Annotated in this window: 13 protein-coding genes; 1 reads left to right on the top strand and 12 read right to left on the bottom strand. The window is 33.6% G+C overall.

Annotated features, from left to right (window positions below):
- Both B7R65_RS18105 and B7R65_RS18100 read right to left on the bottom strand, forming a co-directional pair.
- Nucleotides 1–205 (bottom strand): helix-turn-helix domain-containing protein (locus tag B7R65_RS18105; protein ID WP_142288277.1); only part of this gene is annotated, 205 nt, incomplete at its 3' end.
- Nucleotides 206–276: 71 nt separating this feature from the next.
- Nucleotides 277–4431 carry a S8 family serine peptidase gene (locus B7R65_RS18100; protein WP_088044246.1) on the bottom strand — a complete coding sequence of 1385 codons (4155 nt, stop codon included), beginning with the start codon at nucleotides 4429–4431 and terminating at the stop codon, nucleotides 277–279.
- A 469-nt stretch (nucleotides 4432–4900) separates the two neighbouring features.
- Between B7R65_RS18100 and B7R65_RS18095 the strand changes: the two genes are divergently transcribed.
- Entirely contained in the window at nucleotides 4901–6121 is a 1221-nt protein-coding gene (locus B7R65_RS18095; protein ID WP_088044245.1) for a helix-turn-helix domain-containing protein, read from the top strand.
- 45 nt (nucleotides 6122–6166) lie between these two features.
- Here B7R65_RS18095 and B7R65_RS18090 read toward each other — a convergent pair whose 3' ends face one another.
- The 10 genes from B7R65_RS18090 to B7R65_RS18045 form a co-directional block, all read right to left on the bottom strand.
- Nucleotides 6167–6976, bottom strand: coding sequence for a M15 family metallopeptidase (locus B7R65_RS18090; protein ID WP_256941401.1), 810 nt, complete (start codon nucleotides 6974–6976; stop codon nucleotides 6167–6169).
- A 183-nt stretch (nucleotides 6977–7159) separates the two neighbouring features.
- Entirely contained in the window at nucleotides 7160–8275 is a 1116-nt protein-coding gene (locus B7R65_RS18085) for a Ger(x)C family spore germination protein (protein WP_179194918.1), read from the bottom strand.
- Nucleotides 8276–8284: 9 nt separating this feature from the next.
- Nucleotides 8285–9373 (bottom strand): GerAB/ArcD/ProY family transporter, encoded by a 1089-nt coding sequence (locus tag B7R65_RS18080; RefSeq protein WP_088044242.1) that lies wholly within the window; start codon nucleotides 9371–9373, stop codon nucleotides 8285–8287.
- Between the two features lie 31 nt (nucleotides 9374–9404).
- Entirely contained in the window at nucleotides 9405–10838 is a 1434-nt protein-coding gene (locus B7R65_RS18075; RefSeq protein WP_179194917.1) for a spore germination protein, read from the bottom strand.
- Nucleotides 10839–11062: 224 nt separating this feature from the next.
- Nucleotides 11063–12637, bottom strand: a complete 1575-nt coding sequence (locus tag B7R65_RS18070) for a SagB family peptide dehydrogenase (RefSeq protein ID WP_088044240.1) — start codon at nucleotides 12635–12637, stop codon at nucleotides 11063–11065.
- A gap of 22 nt (nucleotides 12638–12659) precedes the next feature.
- Nucleotides 12660–14603, bottom strand: coding sequence for a TOMM precursor leader peptide-binding protein (locus tag B7R65_RS18065; protein ID WP_088044239.1), 1944 nt, complete (start codon nucleotides 14601–14603; stop codon nucleotides 12660–12662).
- Entirely contained in the window at nucleotides 14600–16558 is a 1959-nt protein-coding gene (locus tag B7R65_RS18060; RefSeq protein WP_088044238.1) for a putative thiazole-containing bacteriocin maturation protein, read from the bottom strand. Before B7R65_RS18060 ends, B7R65_RS18065 begins: the two co-directional genes overlap by 4 nt.
- Before the next feature lie 169 nt (nucleotides 16559–16727).
- Nucleotides 16728–16985: a heterocycloanthracin/sonorensin family bacteriocin gene (locus B7R65_RS18055; protein ID WP_088044237.1), complete on the bottom strand. Its 258-nt coding sequence runs from the start codon at nucleotides 16983–16985 to the stop codon at nucleotides 16728–16730.
- 261 nt (nucleotides 16986–17246) lie between these two features.
- Nucleotides 17247–18899 carry a methyl-accepting chemotaxis protein gene (locus tag B7R65_RS18050; RefSeq protein ID WP_088044236.1) on the bottom strand — a complete coding sequence of 551 codons (1653 nt, stop codon included), beginning with the start codon at nucleotides 18897–18899 and terminating at the stop codon, nucleotides 17247–17249.
- A 22-nt stretch (nucleotides 18900–18921) separates the two neighbouring features.
- Complete coding sequence (locus tag B7R65_RS18045; protein WP_256941400.1) at nucleotides 18922–19911, bottom strand: BMP family lipoprotein; 990 nt, start codon at nucleotides 19909–19911, stop codon at nucleotides 18922–18924.
- Nucleotides 19912–20055: the final 144 nt, after the last annotated feature.

The following is a 20055-nucleotide window of genomic DNA, read 5'->3' as shown; positions in this document are numbered from 1 at the left end:
TTAATACGTCCATTTTAAACTCTATCGAATAGTTTGTATATGTAGAAGTTAAACCATCTACGCCATATTCATTATAGAAAGCTACCCAAGTTTGTACGATTCTTTTTCGTACACCAATAGATTTACCGATAGAATCATATGAACCATGACCATCAAGATATTTATGAATAGCTATTAATTTTTGATCTAGTGAAATTTTGGTCACAAAAAATGCACCTCCAATTGTTAGTTGTGTCTAACAATTGGGGTGCAGTTCATTCAAAGGCACCTCTTTATTTATTCGAAACTTTTTTTCAATTGTTCCAACGTTAGTTTACTAGTTTTTTCAACTGGTTTAATCGAAGTTGGGAAATATGGATTGATTGTCATAAAATTCTTTTCAACATAGTTGAAGTCTACAATATCCACAACTCCATCTTTATTAAGATCCGCTTTTAATTTATCTCCTGTATCTCCTGCACTATCTGCAACAAGCTTCGCATCATAAATATCGATTACATTATCTCCATTTACATCACCTGCAGCAGCAGTATCCGGATACAAGTCGTAGTACATCCCTTGTACTACTCCATCAATCGTTCTACTTAATTTGATTTTTTTAGTGTATAAGAAATGCCCTGGAATACTAATTACTAAAGAGTAATCATCTGCAGTTGCAGGAATATCATCAATCGTCATCCAACCATTTTCTTGAATTGAAGCATTATATTTCTTACCTTTTTTATCAACTACATACGCTTTTGTACCAATCTTTGAATAATCTAGATCATAATTATCTAAATTAACTGCTTCGCCATGATAATATCCTTCTAACATAGAGTGCTGAGAAATGAATTTAAATTTATCAGCGTAAGTAGGTAATGCCAACTTAGTGCCATCATTTGTTATATAAGATGATTCTTGATAATAGAATCCACTCTGTACAGAATAGTTAAGGTCATCAATAACTTTTAGATTAATATCTAATAAATTCATATCACCATTAATTGAAACTGGTAATTTCGTCTTTTTGTCTGATATATCTACAGAAAATGTAGAAAGATCAGACCAATAGCCAGCTGTTATTTGTGGTTTTGCAACACGTATCGTCCAGTTATTCTTCTTCGCTAAATCCTCTAACTGTTTTGATGCCTTAACACCGTCAACTTTATAAAAATGTGGAATATCGATTGAAATACTAGCACTTGTTAAGTCATTTGCGTTATTAACCATAAATGTATTAACAAACTCAGAACCAAGAGTTACTCCTTTTGTATTCGTATTAACTGTTGCAAATTTATCGCCTTTATTTATAATCGTAAATTCTGGGAAAGTCGGATTTCCTGCAGTTGCAAGATCATACGTGTAAATTGCTATATTTGTAGGGTAATTTGCATATTCTTCCGGTAATACTCCAAATTTGAAGTCACCATTAGCTGTTGGGAAAAATTGAGCTGTTGGCCAAAACGAATCTTGATAAGCATATACTGTATTTGCTTCCTGCGTAATGTTATGTCCTCTACTCTTCAAATAGTCAATCGTATCATCATGAATATTCCCGTGTACCCAGTATGCTTTGTAATCCTGTCCATCCATTGGATTATTCTCAGTTGTTAAATCTTCACTAGAAATTTCATTTATTCCGTATTTCTTATCAAATACTACAGTCGGAGCAGTATTATCAATTACCATATCATTATCTACTTTATACGTTTTTCCATCTACCCCAGTACCAACATATGAAACAATATACTTACCTTCTGGAAGTTTTTCATACTCAAGTGATAAAGGTTTATTTGGATCGCCAGTAAATAGCTTTACATCACCAGTGAAACCAAAGAATATCATGTATTCAGTATCAACACTAACTCCATCCATATCAAACGTTCCATATAACCCGATTGGTTTACCCTTTAAATCGCTAACGATTACATCCATCGATTTCATTTCACTATTTAATTTAAAAGTTACAGGTGTAAATGGTTCGATATACGGGTGATAGTTACTTAGATCATTTGTTACTGCATGTTTATAAAATTCTACCTTTTCAAAACCATTAGTAGAATAACGGACATGGAAAGGAATTTGATACTCTGCAGTTTTCGATTCGTTTTCAATGTGAACATATCCTTCGTATATACCGAATTCAGCATTACTTGGAATCACTAATTTTGAATCAATACTTTTACTCTCATTTCCATTTACCTCAATAGTAGATGGTAATTGAAGAGTGACACCATTCTTACTAGCATTTTTTGATACTCCATCGATCGTTAAAAACTCTACACTAGTATGATATGTTTCTTTCACATTACTTGAATTTTTAATATTAATCGAAGTTGTTCTACTTTGATCACCACTTGATTGTGAAATACTTCCAAATGGAATTGAGCCAGAAATATCATCGATTTGCTTTTTGAAACCATTTTCGTCAAGTGTGATTGTTTTATTTTGCACTTCTATTAAAGTTGAATTATGAACTGCTTCATAAGCATCCACACGTCCAGCCCCAACTTCATTTACATTGTAAGTTCTTCCTTTAAGTGGGTCAGCTGTATTCATTAGAGCTGCTTTTACATCAGCAACTGTATAATTTGGATGAGATTGTAACAATAGTGCTGCAACTCCAGCAACATGTGGAGTAGCCATTGAAGTCCCACTTAAACTAGCATAGCTATTTGTATAATCAATTCCATCTTGAGGGTTATTGATATACTCAGGTACAGTTGAAAGTGTAGATACACCCGGAGCAACTACATCCGGCTTAATATCAAAGTTATTATTCACTGGCCCTCTTGAACTAAAATCTGCTAATTCATCTCCGGTAGTCATGTTTGACTGTAAATCAGAAATTTTCACTGTAGCATTCGGATTTGCATTTAATTCATTTACAAGTTGAGTTCCCTCATCTGTTTTCATTTTAAATGTCGGGACATAACCGGAATTTTCACCTAAGAAATATGGAATGTCTCCATCAACGTTATTATAGAGTAATATTGCTGCTGCACCTTTTTCTGCAGCACGTCGGATTTTTTCATCAAACGTTAACGTACCGCGAGAGATTAACGCTACTTTGCCGTTTAAATCTTTCCCTGTGTAATCCTCTTCTGTACCAATCCCAACATTTACAACATTATATTCTTTATCAATAACGTTTAAATAATCTTTACCTAGTCCGTGTCCCATTAATGAATTTTGGACCGAGGTCTTACCTAAACTAGTTTTCACAGTTGGTATATCAGTTGGCACATCACTTGCACCAACAGTAATCGCTAGTGGAGATGCCCCTGGCGAACCGATTGTACCAGAAGTAGGTCCAGCATTACCCCCTGCTATAACTGGTACTACACCTTGTAAAGCTGCATTATTGATTGCAACAGAAGTGGCATCCAGCGAATTATTGTTACCATTTCCTAAAGATAAATTTATGACATTCATTCCATCTTCTACAGCTTTCTCAATCCCTGCAATAACCCCTGAATCCGAACCTGAACCATAAGGACCTAAAACTCGGTAAGAATATAATTCTACATTTGGAGCTACACCTGTCATCGCATAGTCCACATCATTTTTTGGGTTTGATGCGATTGTTCCTGCAACATGTGTACCATGTTCAGTTACATATGGATTACCATCTATAAATTCAGGCATTCCTGATGCTTTTTGATCTGCAGGTGTTGATTCCATTGGATCACTATCATTATCAACAAAATCATACCCACCTTTATAAGAGTCTTTTAAGTCAGGGTGATTATAGTCAATTCCAGTATCAAGTACACCTACTTTTATGCCTTGACCTTTTATATCTTCATTATGTAATCTATCTACACCTAAATGTGGAAGAGCTGGTGGGATGGATTTTCCAGTTGTTATATTCTGTGTAATTAGTTCATTTTTTGGCAAACGAACTTCATTATCTTTCCAAATTCGTTTTACGACACCAGTTTGAAGAAGTGTATTAATTTGATTCGTTGGAATCGTCATTGCCATACCATTAAATGTATTTTCATAGGTATGTTTAATATTAAATGTAGAGGCATTTTCATCAAATTTTTGAGTTGATTCCTGCTTAGATGCCTTCTCTTCTAGTAGTTGCGTTAAACGCTCTTTAAAAAATGCTTGTTCTCCTCTTATCTTTTGTTTTTGATCTTTAGGTATTCCTTTTGACTTCAATTGTTGATTCACTTCAACTGGTGATGTTTTTAGTTCAACAATTACATGCGCGTTCTTATCCTTTAATGATAATAAACTTGGATCTATAATAAAGCCTTCTTGTGGAGTTAATCGCTTAATAGACTGTTTTTGCTCATCTGTTAGTCCTTTTAAGATCGATTCTGCAGAGTTTGAAATAGCATAAGATTTTTGTTGAGGCATTAAATAAGTCGTTAAAAAACTTGAAGCTAATACGCCAGTAACCATAACATTTAGAAACTTATTTTTTTTATTCTTCATCCAAAAACGCTCCTTCTACAAACTTTATTTAGGCTAAAGTGATTAAATTAAATAATTTAGTAAACTATTACATATTTAAATAGATTAGATTACTAGATTACAAATTAAAAAATGGTTAAAAATACCTTATTTTATTTCATTCCTCCTTAATATAAAATAGTATAAAATTAGAGTGTGAATAATTTGAAAACTCTACTAATTATTATTTTACTTTAGCTTCCATAAACGGTAAATTGGGGGAATCTCTTATTAATTAGCTCAATCAATCGGACATGTTCCGACAATTTTTTTGTGAAAATTGTCAATAAGTCGTGAATTTTTTAGAATTTTGCAACATATCTAAAAGCTTAATTACTTATGCATTACAATTATTAAATGTTTATTAGAAATACAATGTTAAACTTGGGGGAATATTGGTTTTCTGTAATTCGAACTTAAATAAAAGTTTTTCTAAAAGGAGAAATTCGTTATGAATGAGGGGAAAATCATTAAATTTTATAGAGAAAAATATCAAATGACGCAAGAACAGTTAGGTAAAGGGATTTGCTCTGGTACTCACATTAGTAAAATTGAACGTTTACAAACCGAGTATGCACCAGAAATTATGACACTATTATCTGCTCGACTTGGCATTAACATGGAACATGAACTAATGAAGCTTAATAATATTAATAAACGTTTAGACCAGTGGCAAAATGTGATTATTATGCAACTTTATGAAGAAATGGACCTTATTAATAATGAACTATTGAACGAAGAGTTAATTCAAATCTCAAACAATGCGAATCTTTATAAATTGCTTCGAATAAGGTATTTACTAATGCATAATTTAGTAGAAGAATCATTTACTTTTTTAAATGAAATTAAAAAAATTGAACATAAATTATCACCGTATGAAACGAATCTTTTACGTCATGTATTAGGTATCTACTATTTAGCGAAACACGAGCATTTAAAAGCTATTCAATCATTAAAAACTATAAACGATAGGGAATATACAAATGATGAACATTACTATCATCTAGCAGTTGCTTATCACTCACATGAACAACCAGTCTTGGCATATTTTTATGCTGATAAAGCAAAGCAATTTTTTAAAAATACTAATAGCTATCTTCGAGTAATTGATGCCGAGATGCTCATGTTAATACAGTTAAAAGATGACGGAGAGTTTACAGAAACCATAAAAGGTTTTGAAAACTTAATTCATAGCTGTGATTTATGTAAATCCACTGAACGAAAAGCAAGGGTATTACATAATTTAGCATTTGAGTATTTCAGGAAAAAAAATTACGATTTGGCAAGTAAATATTATTATGAATCAATGCAGTTAAAAGACAATGAATCAAATCCATATTTACTTTCTTTAGAGGGTTATATCTCAAGTTCATTTTTCGGAAAACTGTTAGGTGAAGATGAATTATTTCTACTTGCAAATGAAGGTCTCGAAAAAGCTAAAAATAAAAATGATCAGCTATATATAAATTTATTTACTTTATTAGATTTTTTAATTAAAAATAAAGAGCATGATTACCATCAATACTTATCTGAGCAATCATTACCTTTATTTAAAAAATTGGGCTTTGTCTATTTAATTAAACGTTCAAAAAAAGAATTATTTAATTACTATGTTAAATTAAAACAAACAGGTAATGCATTAAAACTAGCACAATTAATGATTAATCATTAATTACAAAAAAGCATGTCCCATTTAGGTGACATGCTTTTCTTCTTTTTAATTATCTATTGCAGGCATAGCTTCTTCCAATGCAAGATCATTTTTATATAAATAAGTAGCATACTCTTTTCCGATATACCTTATATGCCAAGGCTCATAATGATACTTAGTTATATCTTGTTTATTTTCAGGATATCGAATAATAAATCCATAATCATGTGCGTGTTCTGCTAACCATTTACCTTCAGCTGTTTCAGCAAACTCTACTTCTAATGCATTCCCAAATGCTGGTGAAGAAACATCTATTGAAAGACCAGTCTGATGCTCACTTGTACCAGGAAATGCACTATACGCCTTTGTCCATTCTTCACCTTGGGTTGCAATATAGTTATTGTATAAAGTAACTTGGCGATCATAAGAACGATAGGCAGAAATTGCAGTTAATGTATAACCATCTGCAGAAGCCCCAGCAAATAACTTTTCTAAGGCTTTTGCAGCTTCACTTCGCATTCTTGTTTTCTCTTTTACTGCTCCATTTAATGGGATTGATGGATATACTAAATCATTAGGTTCATAACCATCTGGCAGCTTCCTATCTTTATTTACTAAAACTAAATTTGAATCCACATTTAATACTTCTAGTAATCCTGATTCATCTTTCTGCGTTGTTTTATAGTAATCTGGAAAATGCAGTAGATTATCGTTTTTTATGATGTCTGTTTTTACTTTGTTATTTTTCTTAATAACAATTTCTTCTTTATTTTTATGTTGATAGTTAATTGTACTTGCCACGCCTACTATTAAAATAGATGCTATTGCTAGACCCAGAATAGGTTTTCTTCTACGATGTTTTCTTATTCTAGACAAGTTCATTTCTCCCTTCGTACGATTACACGTACATTTTTTGGTAGTTTTTTTAGTTTTAATTTCTGTTCAAATAAATACTAATCTACTATATTAGACGATTTAATTATACAAAAAGTTTTAAAATCTGACATTTTTTTTAACTTGAGGCAAAAAAAAAGAGCCTTAAAGGCTCAAAATTTCATTTTATATTATGTTACCTCTATCTGTGATTATGATTTTTACATTTAACTTAACTTTTGACTGTTGAAATGCTTTTACCCAGTTATTCTCTACTTTTTTCCATTGATTGTATTTAAAAGATCTAGCTAATACTCCAAAACCAACCGGATCCACATTCTCTTGCTGTAGAGAGTTAATAAAATCCTTTAAATCATTTTGTAATTTATCTTCAATTTTTTTTTCGACCGAATTTGCTTCCTTATTTTTAAGGGCTACCGGCGATTCTGTAATTTCAATAGGTATCTTTAATTTTATATCAAACTGATAGTGACCATCTGAATATTTTTTATGAATCTTCTTTTTAATTTTTTGCACATAAAAACTTACACGATTTTTTGGAAATAGTTTAGTTCCACCTGTATTTACATCGATGGGCATTGTCATTGATAATTGGCCTTCTAAATCACCATTTAAGATTTTCAGCAACTGTGTTTCATATAAGGAAAGCGTCCGTTTATAGACGTTCTTATCATCTAATAAAACTGTCCCAGTTATTTGCAAATCTTCTTTTAACGTTAATTCTGGAAGAAATGGCGTAATCCCTTTATCAATATTTTGTTGATTGTATTTCTTTATTGACGTTCGAAAGGCAACATTTCTTTCATTAGCTGTATCAACCAATTGAGGTAAAAAGAATGTTAACCTTGGCTTATTTTTTGGACTGAAATTTAATATGTCAGAAACTTTCCCATTTACAACAACCATTTGTGCATTTTGCCTCGTTTTTGAATCTCGAAATAATAGGTCTAGTACTGAAGTCCATTCCTCATGCTCTATAACCTTCGAACCTATTAAAATGGACTGTACTTTCCCACCTGTTGTCATCCCAATTGCCACACGATCAAAATAGTTCCTTGCTTCCCTTATTGATACGCTTGTCACCTTAAACTGCTCACTTTTTTCTTTTGCATCTTCACTAAAAACCGGACTAGCAATATACATTTCAACTTCATCTTTATCATTAATATCTATACCTATAAGCAATGCCATAGTTAAATCTTCAATATTAAGCTTATCATTGCAACCAGCGTTCGTAATGATTAAAAAGATACTAAGTAGACATAAAAGTGTTTTCCTCAAGATTACTCATCACCTTAATAAAAATTTACTTTTTAATTTGTGACATATCCATAAAACAATTGGTAGAGAGATAATTATATACATTCCAATATTTGAGATATACTTAATTCCAACCTGATTATTGGTAAAAGTAGGAGTGAAAAAATTGCTAACAATGATAAATAGTAGATAAATACTAAGAACCATAAATATGAACTTTTTCACTTGAAATACTTCTGATACCCCTTGTAACCCAAACCAGAAAAACGGTATCCAAGTTGTTGAAATATTAATAATAGCGAAAGCAATAATAACAACATCCAATCTTTCTACATATTGGAATTCAAGAACATTTAAGATCGCTAAGACTGGATCAAAAATATATAGAATTTCATCTGGACTATATACGACAAAACAAATAAACGTAACAAATAAATACATACAAGTTGTGAGTAAATTAGCTATAATTACACCAGAAATCGCCTTCTCTTTTTTCTCTAAATACGGATAGAGAAAATAAATAATTTCAATACCTAAAAATGAAAAGACAGTTAAAGGGATCGCCTTAAAAATTGGAAGCCATCCATCTTTAATAATTGGTAAAATATAGTGAATATTTGAATCCTTGAGCGTAAACAGTAGCATGGAATATGTAAATAAAGTCATTGGAAATAAAAATTCTACATATTTTGCTAATAGTCTAATATCGCCTATTGCTAATTGCAATGCAGGAATTAATAATAAAATAACTAAAATAGTTATTCCAGTTTGTTGAAGTAGATATGTTTTAACGTAAAGAATAGCTCTTATAAGTATTAAATATCCGAATACTAAATAATAAATTGAGAAAAGCAGTGTAAATAGTTTCCCAATTACCTTCCCAAAAAACGAATTAAAAAACGATGGAAAGGTTTCGAAAGGAGCGTATTCTCTTACTTTAACAATCAATACACTGCCGATAGTTGATAGAATACCTCCAAAAATAATTGCAATCCAGCTGCTTGTTCCTGCCTTTTCTGCCAACACCCTTGGAAGAGAAACAGTACTAACTCCTACTTGAATACTATTAATCATAAGAATAAATTGTAGCCAACTAATTCTAATTTTTGAAACATGCATTACAACCCTCTCCAATCACTACCAAAATGAACTATTTGTTCTCTTTTTTAGTCGTTTGCCAAATGAAATTAAGAGGTGCTCTTACCACAGTATCCATTAATTGATTGAAAATGACCGGAGAAAATGGTCTACTATACGATAAGGTAAAACTTTTTAGAGATAAGATATGGATGATTAATACCATCGTACTGACTATTATTCCTACTATTCCAAACAATGAGGCCATTACCATAATGGGGAAGCGAATAATCCGTATGCTAGATGCCATTTCATAATTTGGAATAATAAAAGAAGAAATGGCAGTTAATGCAACAATAATGACCATGATATTACTGACAATCCCTGCTTGCACTGCTGCTTGTCCAATAACAATCCCTCCAACTACGCCTACAGTTGTACTGATAGGAGATGGTAACCTTATCCCTGCCTCTCTTAGCAATTCCAATGTAATTTCCATTAGAAACGCCTCCACTAAAGGATCAAAAGGCACTCTTACCCTTGATTCTCCAATCGATACGAGTAATTTTAGTGGTACAATTTCATAATTAAATGAAACGATAGCGATATAGATTCCGGGTAAAAATAGAGTAATCATTATCGCAACCAATCTTAAAATCCGAGTAAAAGTAGCAACGAGTGTCCTTGATGAATAATCATCAATACTTTTAAAAAATGCAAGAAATGGTGCGGGTAAAACAATAACTTCTGAAGAACCATCTAATATTATGACAACTCTACCAATTAAAAGTTGTGTGGCTGCCTCATCAGGACGCTCTGTTGTTAAAATTTGAGGAAATGGTGACAATGAATTTTCCTCTATTAACTGCGCTAGTTGATTTGCATTAATGATCTTATCCGCATCTAGATTAGTAATTCGCTCCTCTAATGCCGTTAATAGTTTTTGATCAACCACTTCTTCAATGTACATAATTGAAATCCTATTTTTGTTTTTCTTCCCAATTTCTTTTTGTTTTGTTTTTAAATCCTTATTAGTAATAAATCTCCTAAGTAATGCGATATTTGTATTGGCAGTCTCAACAAAAGCTATTTTAGAACCTTTTAAAGAGTTATCTATACTCGGAGGAGCGAAGTTACGCTGAGGCATTTTTTCTGTCGAATAGACATAAGCAATTGGATCACCGTCAAATAAAAGAATGCTTTTACCAGCTAAAATTGCCTTCTCAACCTCATTTACCTTATTTGTCGAAACCATATTATTGCGAACGAATATTTCAATTTCATCTGATTTTAAGTTATTAATAAATAAATCTATCTTTTGATCATCGATAAATCCTGATAAAAAAAATAATCGAGCCGGTTTATCCCCAATATAAAGATCTTTTTCAATCAAGTCAGCTGTAGGAAATAAATGATGTATGATTTCTGAATTTGTTTTTAAAGTACATTTAAAGTTCTGATAAACGGAAAGTTTCTTATTTCTATTTTTCTCATTAGAATATACCATCATCCCTATCCTCTCTCCGCGTCAAGTCTAACTCTAATTTTTAGTATGTGTAGAGCATTTTTAATTATTCTCGCAATTAAGGTGAATACAAAAAAAACGAGAATACTTGGATATGTATTCTCGTTTGCTATTAATAATTAAAATTATAGAGATTGATATAGTAAAATTTTAACTTAACTGACTTCACACATCTATTTTTTAAAATTTTTTCAACAAGTCTGCACCTAACTATGCAGACCACCTTGTATACAAGGACGATCGCGATAATATCCAATTGGAATCTGAATTAAACAAGTTTTTTGTGCTGAATCTAATTGATATATTTCATCACACAATTTCACATTATATCCTAATAGTGGGTGCCCACCGAGGCCCAATGCAGAAGCTGTTAAAAGTAATCGCTGTACCATCATGCCAGCTTCCATCTGCTGAATACGGTATCCCCTATACTCTAATGCCGACTTATGATAATCCTTGTCTCCAACTACATGTAAACAAATAGGTACTTGGAACAAATTCACGTTCGTCCCAGAAGTTCCACTTTGCAATTGAAGTCGATGATCTCCGAGTTGGGCAGGTCGTAAAGAATGGGTATTGTAATCATACTCATATGCTCCGTCTGGTATGTCTTCTATATTATACAAACAACAAAACAATGAAGGGCGCCCTCCGATACTCCCTTGCGGTTCATCTAAGTCATTTCGATAAGTAAATGATGCTGTTGCTTCATAAAGTAAGGTTGCCAGCTTCACTTGACTTACTTTATATGCAACGAAATCAATATCTGGTGAAAATCTTTTTTTACTAATTAAAGCTAAATCGTACGAAATTCTACTAACCTTAGGTAGCATTATTAGCTGTTCAGTAGGATCGATTCTTTCCTTTTCCTTTAATTGGCGAAATAATTGTGAGGAATCTATCCTTGATTCTTTATTCAGTTTGATTAACATAGGGTATTCACGGATTTTTTTAGACTTACTAATCTTTTTATGCTGAACCGCTGGTATTTCTTTACACAATTCCGTTGCATTTATAGTTAAGTCAGTTGGCTCCTCATAAGAAAACAAATATGCATCTTCCAATGATATTGGAATGATACTGTATACACTCTCTTCTTCGTCGGATAACCCTAGCAATTTATTGATGGCCCGGTCAATAAATTGAAAATATACTTTCGTTTGAAATCCAAATCGTTTAGCCATTTCTAAAATTTGTCCATTCAACACTCCAGCATCTAGCCCTTGGAGCCGATAAGAAAAGTTATTGTATTTAAAGAAATTTTTCCAAAACATCGTTGATACAAAAACAGTGCCAATGCAATTTGAAACATCACATCGATTACCTAACGCTCTTGAAATAAATAAATCAAAATTCCCCTTTCGCAGCAACACCAAGCAATGACGTGCTACATCATAATGGTATACTCCTGAAGGTACATCCTCACGATTTAGATAAACGTATAATTCATTTGGATATAATGCTCCACCTGAAGGAACAAAACGTCGGTTTGATTGCATAAGATCAACAGTTTCAATGGACCCAGAGGGAATGGCTGTTTGGCAAATTTGAGTTATACCATACACATACCATAGAAAGTGGCCAATTTCTTGTAAATTCGTCTGCTTTTTTATGTCCTGTTCTTCTAATGTTAATGGCACATTAAGTGATAGTGGAATTATAGGTAAACCTTTGTATAGCTTATAGGTAAGTGGTGCATCATCCCAATCAACTTCCCAATTTGATTGGTTAGCCCTTTCAACATCAAAATGTAGGTTGTGTAGAAATGATTGTAAACTCATCCGGTTACCTCCTAATCACCGCCTATGGAAACGGATGCGGATGTGGATTGAGCTGTTCTAATGTTAGAGGTTTCTTTGTATACCCCATTTCCACAGGTACCTTCAGCACTCGCTCAAGGCCTGCTACACGTGTAAGGTGATGGCCGAATGTCATCGGTAACATTCCTGGAATTATAACCTTTACACAATGCAATCCATTTCTTCTAATTTCAGGTGTAGTTTGGTTAACAACAATTACATCAAGGTTTTTTTGGCTAAACACCTTAAGCATATCCTTTAAATCTTCAGTCAGATCTGAATGTTTCGAAGTCCAATTGAATTCTTTATCAAATGTTTTTAAAGGGCGATTATCTTCTAATAAAAACTGCAGACGTTCCTGTGCCTGTGGTAACCCATACAACATTCCATGATCATCCATTTGCCGAACGAGAGAAGCATCTTGTAGCATTTCTAAACATTTATCGTAATTTTCTTCAAACTTCTTATCCAATGTCAACATCATGCCAGCTATTTCGTAAACCGCACTTTTTACTGCTTTTACAGGATCGAGATGAGCACCAGCTGCACAAATGATATTCATCCCTTTTTGCTTCCTATTCGTTGCAATCGCTACTATACTTGGAATTCCATGCTCCATCGTCGAATTAAACAAATGAATATCATAACCACAGACCGCACTTATACGTTGGAGCATTAACTCTAACTCTTGATCTTTTGCTGAATTTGGATCAAGACGTGGGAGAGTCAACTGGGCATACCAAGTCATCAAAAATGAGTCCCGCTCGACAATTTCTAAAATACCGTAGAAAATAGCTTCTTCCAAACTACCTCCTAATGCACATCCATTTGAAGTTTCGTAGACAAACCCTCTCCCGCATCCTAAGCTGTAGTAAGATAGCAATTCTGGTACAAGAATTGGCTCTTCCTTCATAAATGAATAACCCCAAACCCAATCGATTTTGCGATTCGGATTAAATTGCTTAAAAGGAAAACCAGAGGACGCATATTGTTCCTTCGAATGTGTTCCTACTATTTCAGGATTAATTGCCTGATCCTTTAAGTTCCGATAGCTGTCGTGGATTACCGTTCGTTTTCCACGTGGTGCAATCCCACAGTATCGTTCCAATCCCTCTAATATAGCCGTTAACTCACTTGCCTCATATGAAAGTGTACGACCTGCTGTTCCTTCATCCCCTTGGATTAAAGGTAGGTTTACGACTACATCTGCAAATGGTGTAGCTAAATCATATGCTTTTCCGTTTAAAAAACCTGTACGTTGGCCTAAATAGTCATTGACTAGCACATCTTTCAATTCATCCATTGAACGACATCGATAATTGCCAGGAGAAATTTTCATACTGGATTCAAGTGAAATGATAGCTGAAGTTGAGGAATCGTCAGCTAATTGGCCACAAACTGGACATAATGGGTTCGGTAAAAATGAGTGACTGGAGCTCTTCAACGATTTCAAATTTATTAAGAATATCCGTTTTTCCAAACTTGTTTTCTCACCATTTAAAAATTTCTCTACTTCGACTCCAAGTAAGTAAGCCATTTGTAGAAGCCCAGTTCTTGATGCCCATACGTCTTGTTGCACCCCATCATTTTCTACTAGCCTCTGATTTATTTCCAGCATCTCTCTCCGTTCACGTCCACCCATAAGACGCCGAAAATCAGCGCACTCAAAACAACCCGATTCTCCAGGAAGTATTAATGGACCAATCACTCCTTCACCAAACGCGACACAGCTGCGAATCATTGGCACATCGACTGTTTGTGAAATCTCAACTGCTTTTTGGTGAACTTTAGGATTCCATGCGTCGTCCAATACAAGTATCAAGCTAGTCTCCTCTGGTATGGTAAACTCAATATTTTGCTGTTGAATGACTCGATATTTATTAGAAAGTATTTCCGAAACGTACTCCGCCAATAAACCTTTTCCTATTAATATAATGGTAGAATTCAAGAAGGATTCACCTCCTGTAACAAGACACCATATACTCCTGCTAGTTCCTCTACACTAAATAAATCAATCAGTAGCTCCGTTATTAAAACTTTCCTTTTATTCTGTTTCAATCCATTAATTGCGGAAGTTAATGTTTCAGCATTTTTAATATCGCTACAAACTGGAATAACAATATCGATTGCTTTCTTTTTTTCTATTAATACGGATGAATTGTCAAGAGCGCTAGATATTTGCTGAGTATTATTGTTTTGTGTTTCCTTAAGTACCTGCTTTAATGCTTCCTGTAAAGCCATTGTTATACTTAATCCAACACTTCTATACCATCCTCTATTTGTTCCGATCCAAACGACAGGAAAGCCAAATAACTCCTCTCCTAATGCAATTTTTGGCATTCCCTGTATTGTAATTAAAGATTGTAAATAGAATTGTGTAGGTTCATCTTTTATTTTTATCAAATTTATTTCCCGTAAAGAGTTTAATTGATCGCTATTTTGATTGTTAAGCTCTTCAGACAAGCATTTTTGCAACGCTCTACAAATACACTCTGAAAAAGTTTGTCCCGCACCAATGGCACTAAATTCATTCTGTTCTACTAAACTACCTTTCATTCCTGGAGATATAGTTACTCTTTTCTCAACAAGTTTATGGGCTATTCGCGATGCATACGTTTCAATACCTGTTAGAGCTGCTTCTCTTCGTGCCTCCTCATGAGTCAAAGCTGCGCAAATAGTACTCGATAACAAGTCTACCGGTCCTTCTGCTAACGGATCTACTACTTGTATACGGCATTGCGCCAATGGTAATTGCTTTAATTCCCCTTCACTCCAAATATGAAATAATCCTGTTTCCTCCGATGTTAATTGTCCCATGAAATTCAACAGCTTACTCTGTTCACCTCTGCTAGCATTTCGTTCTAGTCTCACTTCAAAATCTTGAACCAATTCAGCTTTTACCGTCTCAGCTACTAAGGGATGAGGAGTGAAAGTATGCCAACTACCTTCCAATGTCTCTTGATTAATTAAAAATATTTGATTATTCTTTTCCGATTCATGTGATTTTGTAACATCTTTAAATAATTCGAAAACGATTAAATTGGCTAACATCGCAGAGGCGGTTGCTGAAAATGGCTGCAAATTTTCTTCCTCACACAATATCTTTCGATGAATACTCCTCCATGCTGACTCAAAGCATGCGTCCGAATTTGAATTCACTAACGGTCCTGCCATGCCAACCTTATTGTTACAAATTGCTGGAATGAATCTCTTCTTCTCTTTTACACAGATTGAATTAAGCGTTCGAAGTTCATTAACATTATTCCCTTCAGTAACGTATAAGATTGAGTCAAAAGGTGACACAATTTCTTGTAAGGAAAGTTGCTCTCTTTCCATTAAGACGACCTCAACCTCAACATCTACCTTCCGTGCATTTTCCACGAGTTTCTTTAAGCGTTTTTTATTGGTTCTAGCACGATCCGTTATTAAAAGATGAAACTTTGGCAATCCAGACTCGAGTAACGCAGAAACTAGCGAAACAGCAAAAGACCCAGATCCAATTGCTAGTACCTTGGCGTGTCGATAGGTCTCAAAACGATATGAACCTGAATCTCCAAAACTATTTAGAAATTCAATTTGAGATGCATATTTTTTCAGAATATTATCAGTCAGTTGACTAGGACGATCCCTACTAACATCTCGTGCAAAGCCATTTTTGCAAAGTATTTCTCCTATTTCGTAGACCCTATCACGGTATTGAACTGGCAAACCATCTGTTAAAACCTCTAATGAGTGCTCACCATTAAACATTGGCACTAGTTTTTCAATCCACTGATAAATTGAACTACCTTCCATTCGAAATGAACTTAAATTGTTCCGAAAATACACACCTCCAGTTGAATCAGGTATAAAATAGGTATCTCGGTTCACTTTCAAACGTGTAGAAGCATTCAATTTTGACAATCTTCTCAACCCTCTCTTTTCAGTGAGTTGTATTATTAAATAAACACTTTCAACATAATCCTATGTATTTTTAGTATCCCTTATGTCATATCTTAAAGAGTTAACCCCTACAATAAATTTTGTAGAGGTTAACTTAAGTTGAACTAATTGTTTTTTTGGTACATTACACTTAACGGTGACCTCCGCAGCGGCCGCAACCTCCACAGCCTCCACAACGTCCACAACCTCCGCAACGGAAACAGCCTCCACAACCTCCACAGCCTCCACAGCCAAAACAACTAAAAATAGGAAAGAAACAGGCAAAGCACATACGAGCATCAACATTTTGATATTGATTATAATCCCAAGGCACCATTTGACTAGTTTGATATTCTCCAACATTTAATTGTTGAAGTTCTCTTTGAAAATCTCTTTGAAAATCATTCATTCTCAAAACCTCCGAAATAGAATATTTGAAAGCGATTTTAAAACTCTAAACAAACATTAATGGATCAGTACAATCGCTTAATTTGAACCTACTAAAATGCAGACTCTCACAAACAAAATATGAAATATGCTTGGGCAATGTTACTGATTCAATTACCTATTTCCTTTTACAGAGTTACTTCTAATCATCATGTAGTCTAGAAAACTAAAAGCCTCACTGCAAAATACAGTGAGGTTTTAGTCCTTATTTATAAAATATACATTAGTTTAATCTAAATTGTTCTAATTGCTTTTTCATCTCATCTGCAATTTGTCTTAATTCTTTCACTTTTTCACTCGCAGTTAAGAAGCTCTTTTGTTGTTCTACAGTAGAAGCTGCTATTTCTTCACTTCCAGCAGCAGATTCCTCAGTAATTGAACTTATATTTTCAATTGATTCCATTACTCTTAGACTTAATTCTTGTGATGCTTCCATATCTTTATTTAAAGCTTCAAGTTGCTCAGCAATTTGTTGTACCTTTTCACTATTCAGCTGAAAAGACTTAACTGTGATATCCATTGCTTCTTCTTGTCTAGATACTAATTCTAGTCCTTCATTTACCGAACTCTTTACTTTATGAACTCCATCTTTAATTTGATTAACTGAATCAAAAATATGTGTAGTTGCAGAGGTTGATTGCTCAGCTAACTTCTTAACTTCTCCTGCAACGACCGCAAAACCTTTCCCAGCTTCTCCAGCTCTAGCAGCCTCAATTGATGCATTTAAAGCCAGAAGATTAGTTTGTCTTGCTATATTTGATACAATGCCAGTCATTTCAGTTATTTCAGATGCATATTCAACTAATTGCTGTACAGATTTCTCTATTACAGACATTGCTTTCAAATTATCATTTACAACCTGTTGTTGTTCTTCCATCGCATTTCGACCTTGTTGGATTGCTGCGACTGCTGCTTCACCATATTCAGATGATAACTTTGTATTCTGAAGAGTTGCTGTAAAGTTTCTTTGCATTTCTTCAACTACAGAAACAGTAGATTGTAGGTCATCAGCAATAGTTTGACTTCCAATTGTCAATTGTTCAGTAGAAGACGCAATCTGATCAACGATTTCATTTAACATGTCGTTATCAGATTCAATTTCTTTCGCTAAATTATCTACTCTAACTCCCGAACTATCTACTGACTGAACGATGTCACGAAGATTATTAATCATGCGTTTAAAAGATCGATTTAAAACAGAAATCTCATCTTTGCCATTTTCATCAACTAATTCAACAGCTAAATTTCCAGCTGCTACTTCTTCAGCCAATCCACTCAGCCTCTTAATTGGATTAGCAATTTTGCGAGCCATATAATAACTGTAAATTGCAGCAGCTATTGTTAAAACTGCTCCACCTATGATAGCTAATAACCATGTAAAACGAATTTTACTATTTAAATCTTCTGTTAGAATATCATATTGTTCCGTTGTTATTTTATCTAACATGTAAACATCATTTGAAATACCAAGTGTTCGTATTGATTGACGTTTAACTTCTGGACTGTTTTTATCGTTCATTGCTGTTTCAGAAGCTAACTTTAATAGCTCATATTTTGAGTTGATATTATTTAATAATCGTTTTTGCTCAATTAATTTTATGCTTTTATTTAGAGCTTTTACTTCTTTTTCTATATCCTTTAGTTGTTTCTCAACTTCCGAATGATTACTTTCAGTCATCGAAAAAGAAAAATTATTTAAAGCTTGCTGGCTAAGAATGATTGAACTTTTAAGTTGCTGTATATTCATCATTGCAGGTACAATATCTTTATTTTTAGACTGCATACCAGCTAACTGAACAATAATGTACATAATTAATCCCATAGCTAACACTAAGGAAATCATCGCATTGAACATTATTTTCCCTTGCAATTTCATTTCATTTTTCCCCTTTTTCCTATTAATCTAAAGGAATCGTAATATCCCCATTTGTTAGTTTCTGCTTAATATCTTCAAATGTTTTTTCCTGTGTAGGATCCAGGGTAATTACACGAATCGGAGCACTTCCTACACCTTCTTCTTTTAATCCAAAAGTCATATGTTTTTCTGGAAACTTTCCATTTTCTTCAATAAATGTTTTTACTGCTGAATGGATAGCAATATCAACATTTTTCAGCATCGAAGTTACAACTGCATCTTCAGCGATAAAAAATTGATCAGTGTCGACACCAATTGCATATTTACCATCTTTTTGTGCCTCTTGTAATACGCCAACCCCAGTAAATCCAGCCGCAGCATATACGGTATCTACTTTATCTTTCTTAATCATATCCCGTGCTATTTCCGAACCTAAATCAGCCTTTCCAAAATCGCCAGCATATTTAACGATTACGTCTGCCTTAGGATTTGTAGATTTCACGCCTTCAATATAACCTTTTTCAAATTTCTTAATAAGAGGTACATCCATTCCTCCTACAAAGCCAACAACATTATTTTTAGTAACAAGCCCTGCAATTGCACCTACTAGGAAGCTTCCTTCCTCTTCTTTAAATGTTAAACTAGTTACATTTTGCAAGTCTGACACTTCATCAATTAATAGAAATTTTTGTTTTGGGTATTCTTTAGCGACTTTCTCTAAACTATCTTTAACTGAAAATCCTAACCCAACGACAAGATCACAATCTTCATTTATAAGTTCTGTAAACCCCTTTTCAAAACTTAATTTATCGGATGGCTCTCTATATTCGAAAAATACATCATAATCCTCACGAGCTTTTATAAGCCCAGCAAATGCTGCATCACTAAATGATTGATCACCCAATCCCACTGAGGACAACATAATTCCAACTTTTATTCTTTTCTTTCCTTTTACTTCAACTTGTTGAGTTGAACACGAGCTTAACAGCACTACTGCAACGATTAATAGTGCAATACTGCTCGTCCATTTCATCATAAATTTATACAAAGCTAACTCTCCAATCTCATAACTTACAATCTGAAAAAATTTGAAAACAAAGTCACAAATAAGTATTCTAACGACTTATGTTGAAATAAGAAATCCTCCAAAAGCACTAAAAAAACATTAATCATATGA

Origin of the sequence: Bacillus sp. EAC, assembly GCF_002156875.1 — a bacterium.
Classification (GTDB): Bacteria; Bacillota; Bacilli; order Bacillales; family Bacillaceae_G; genus Gottfriedia.
The sequence above is the reverse complement of the archived record's forward strand: the minus strand, read 5'-3'. Positions and strand labels throughout refer to the sequence as shown.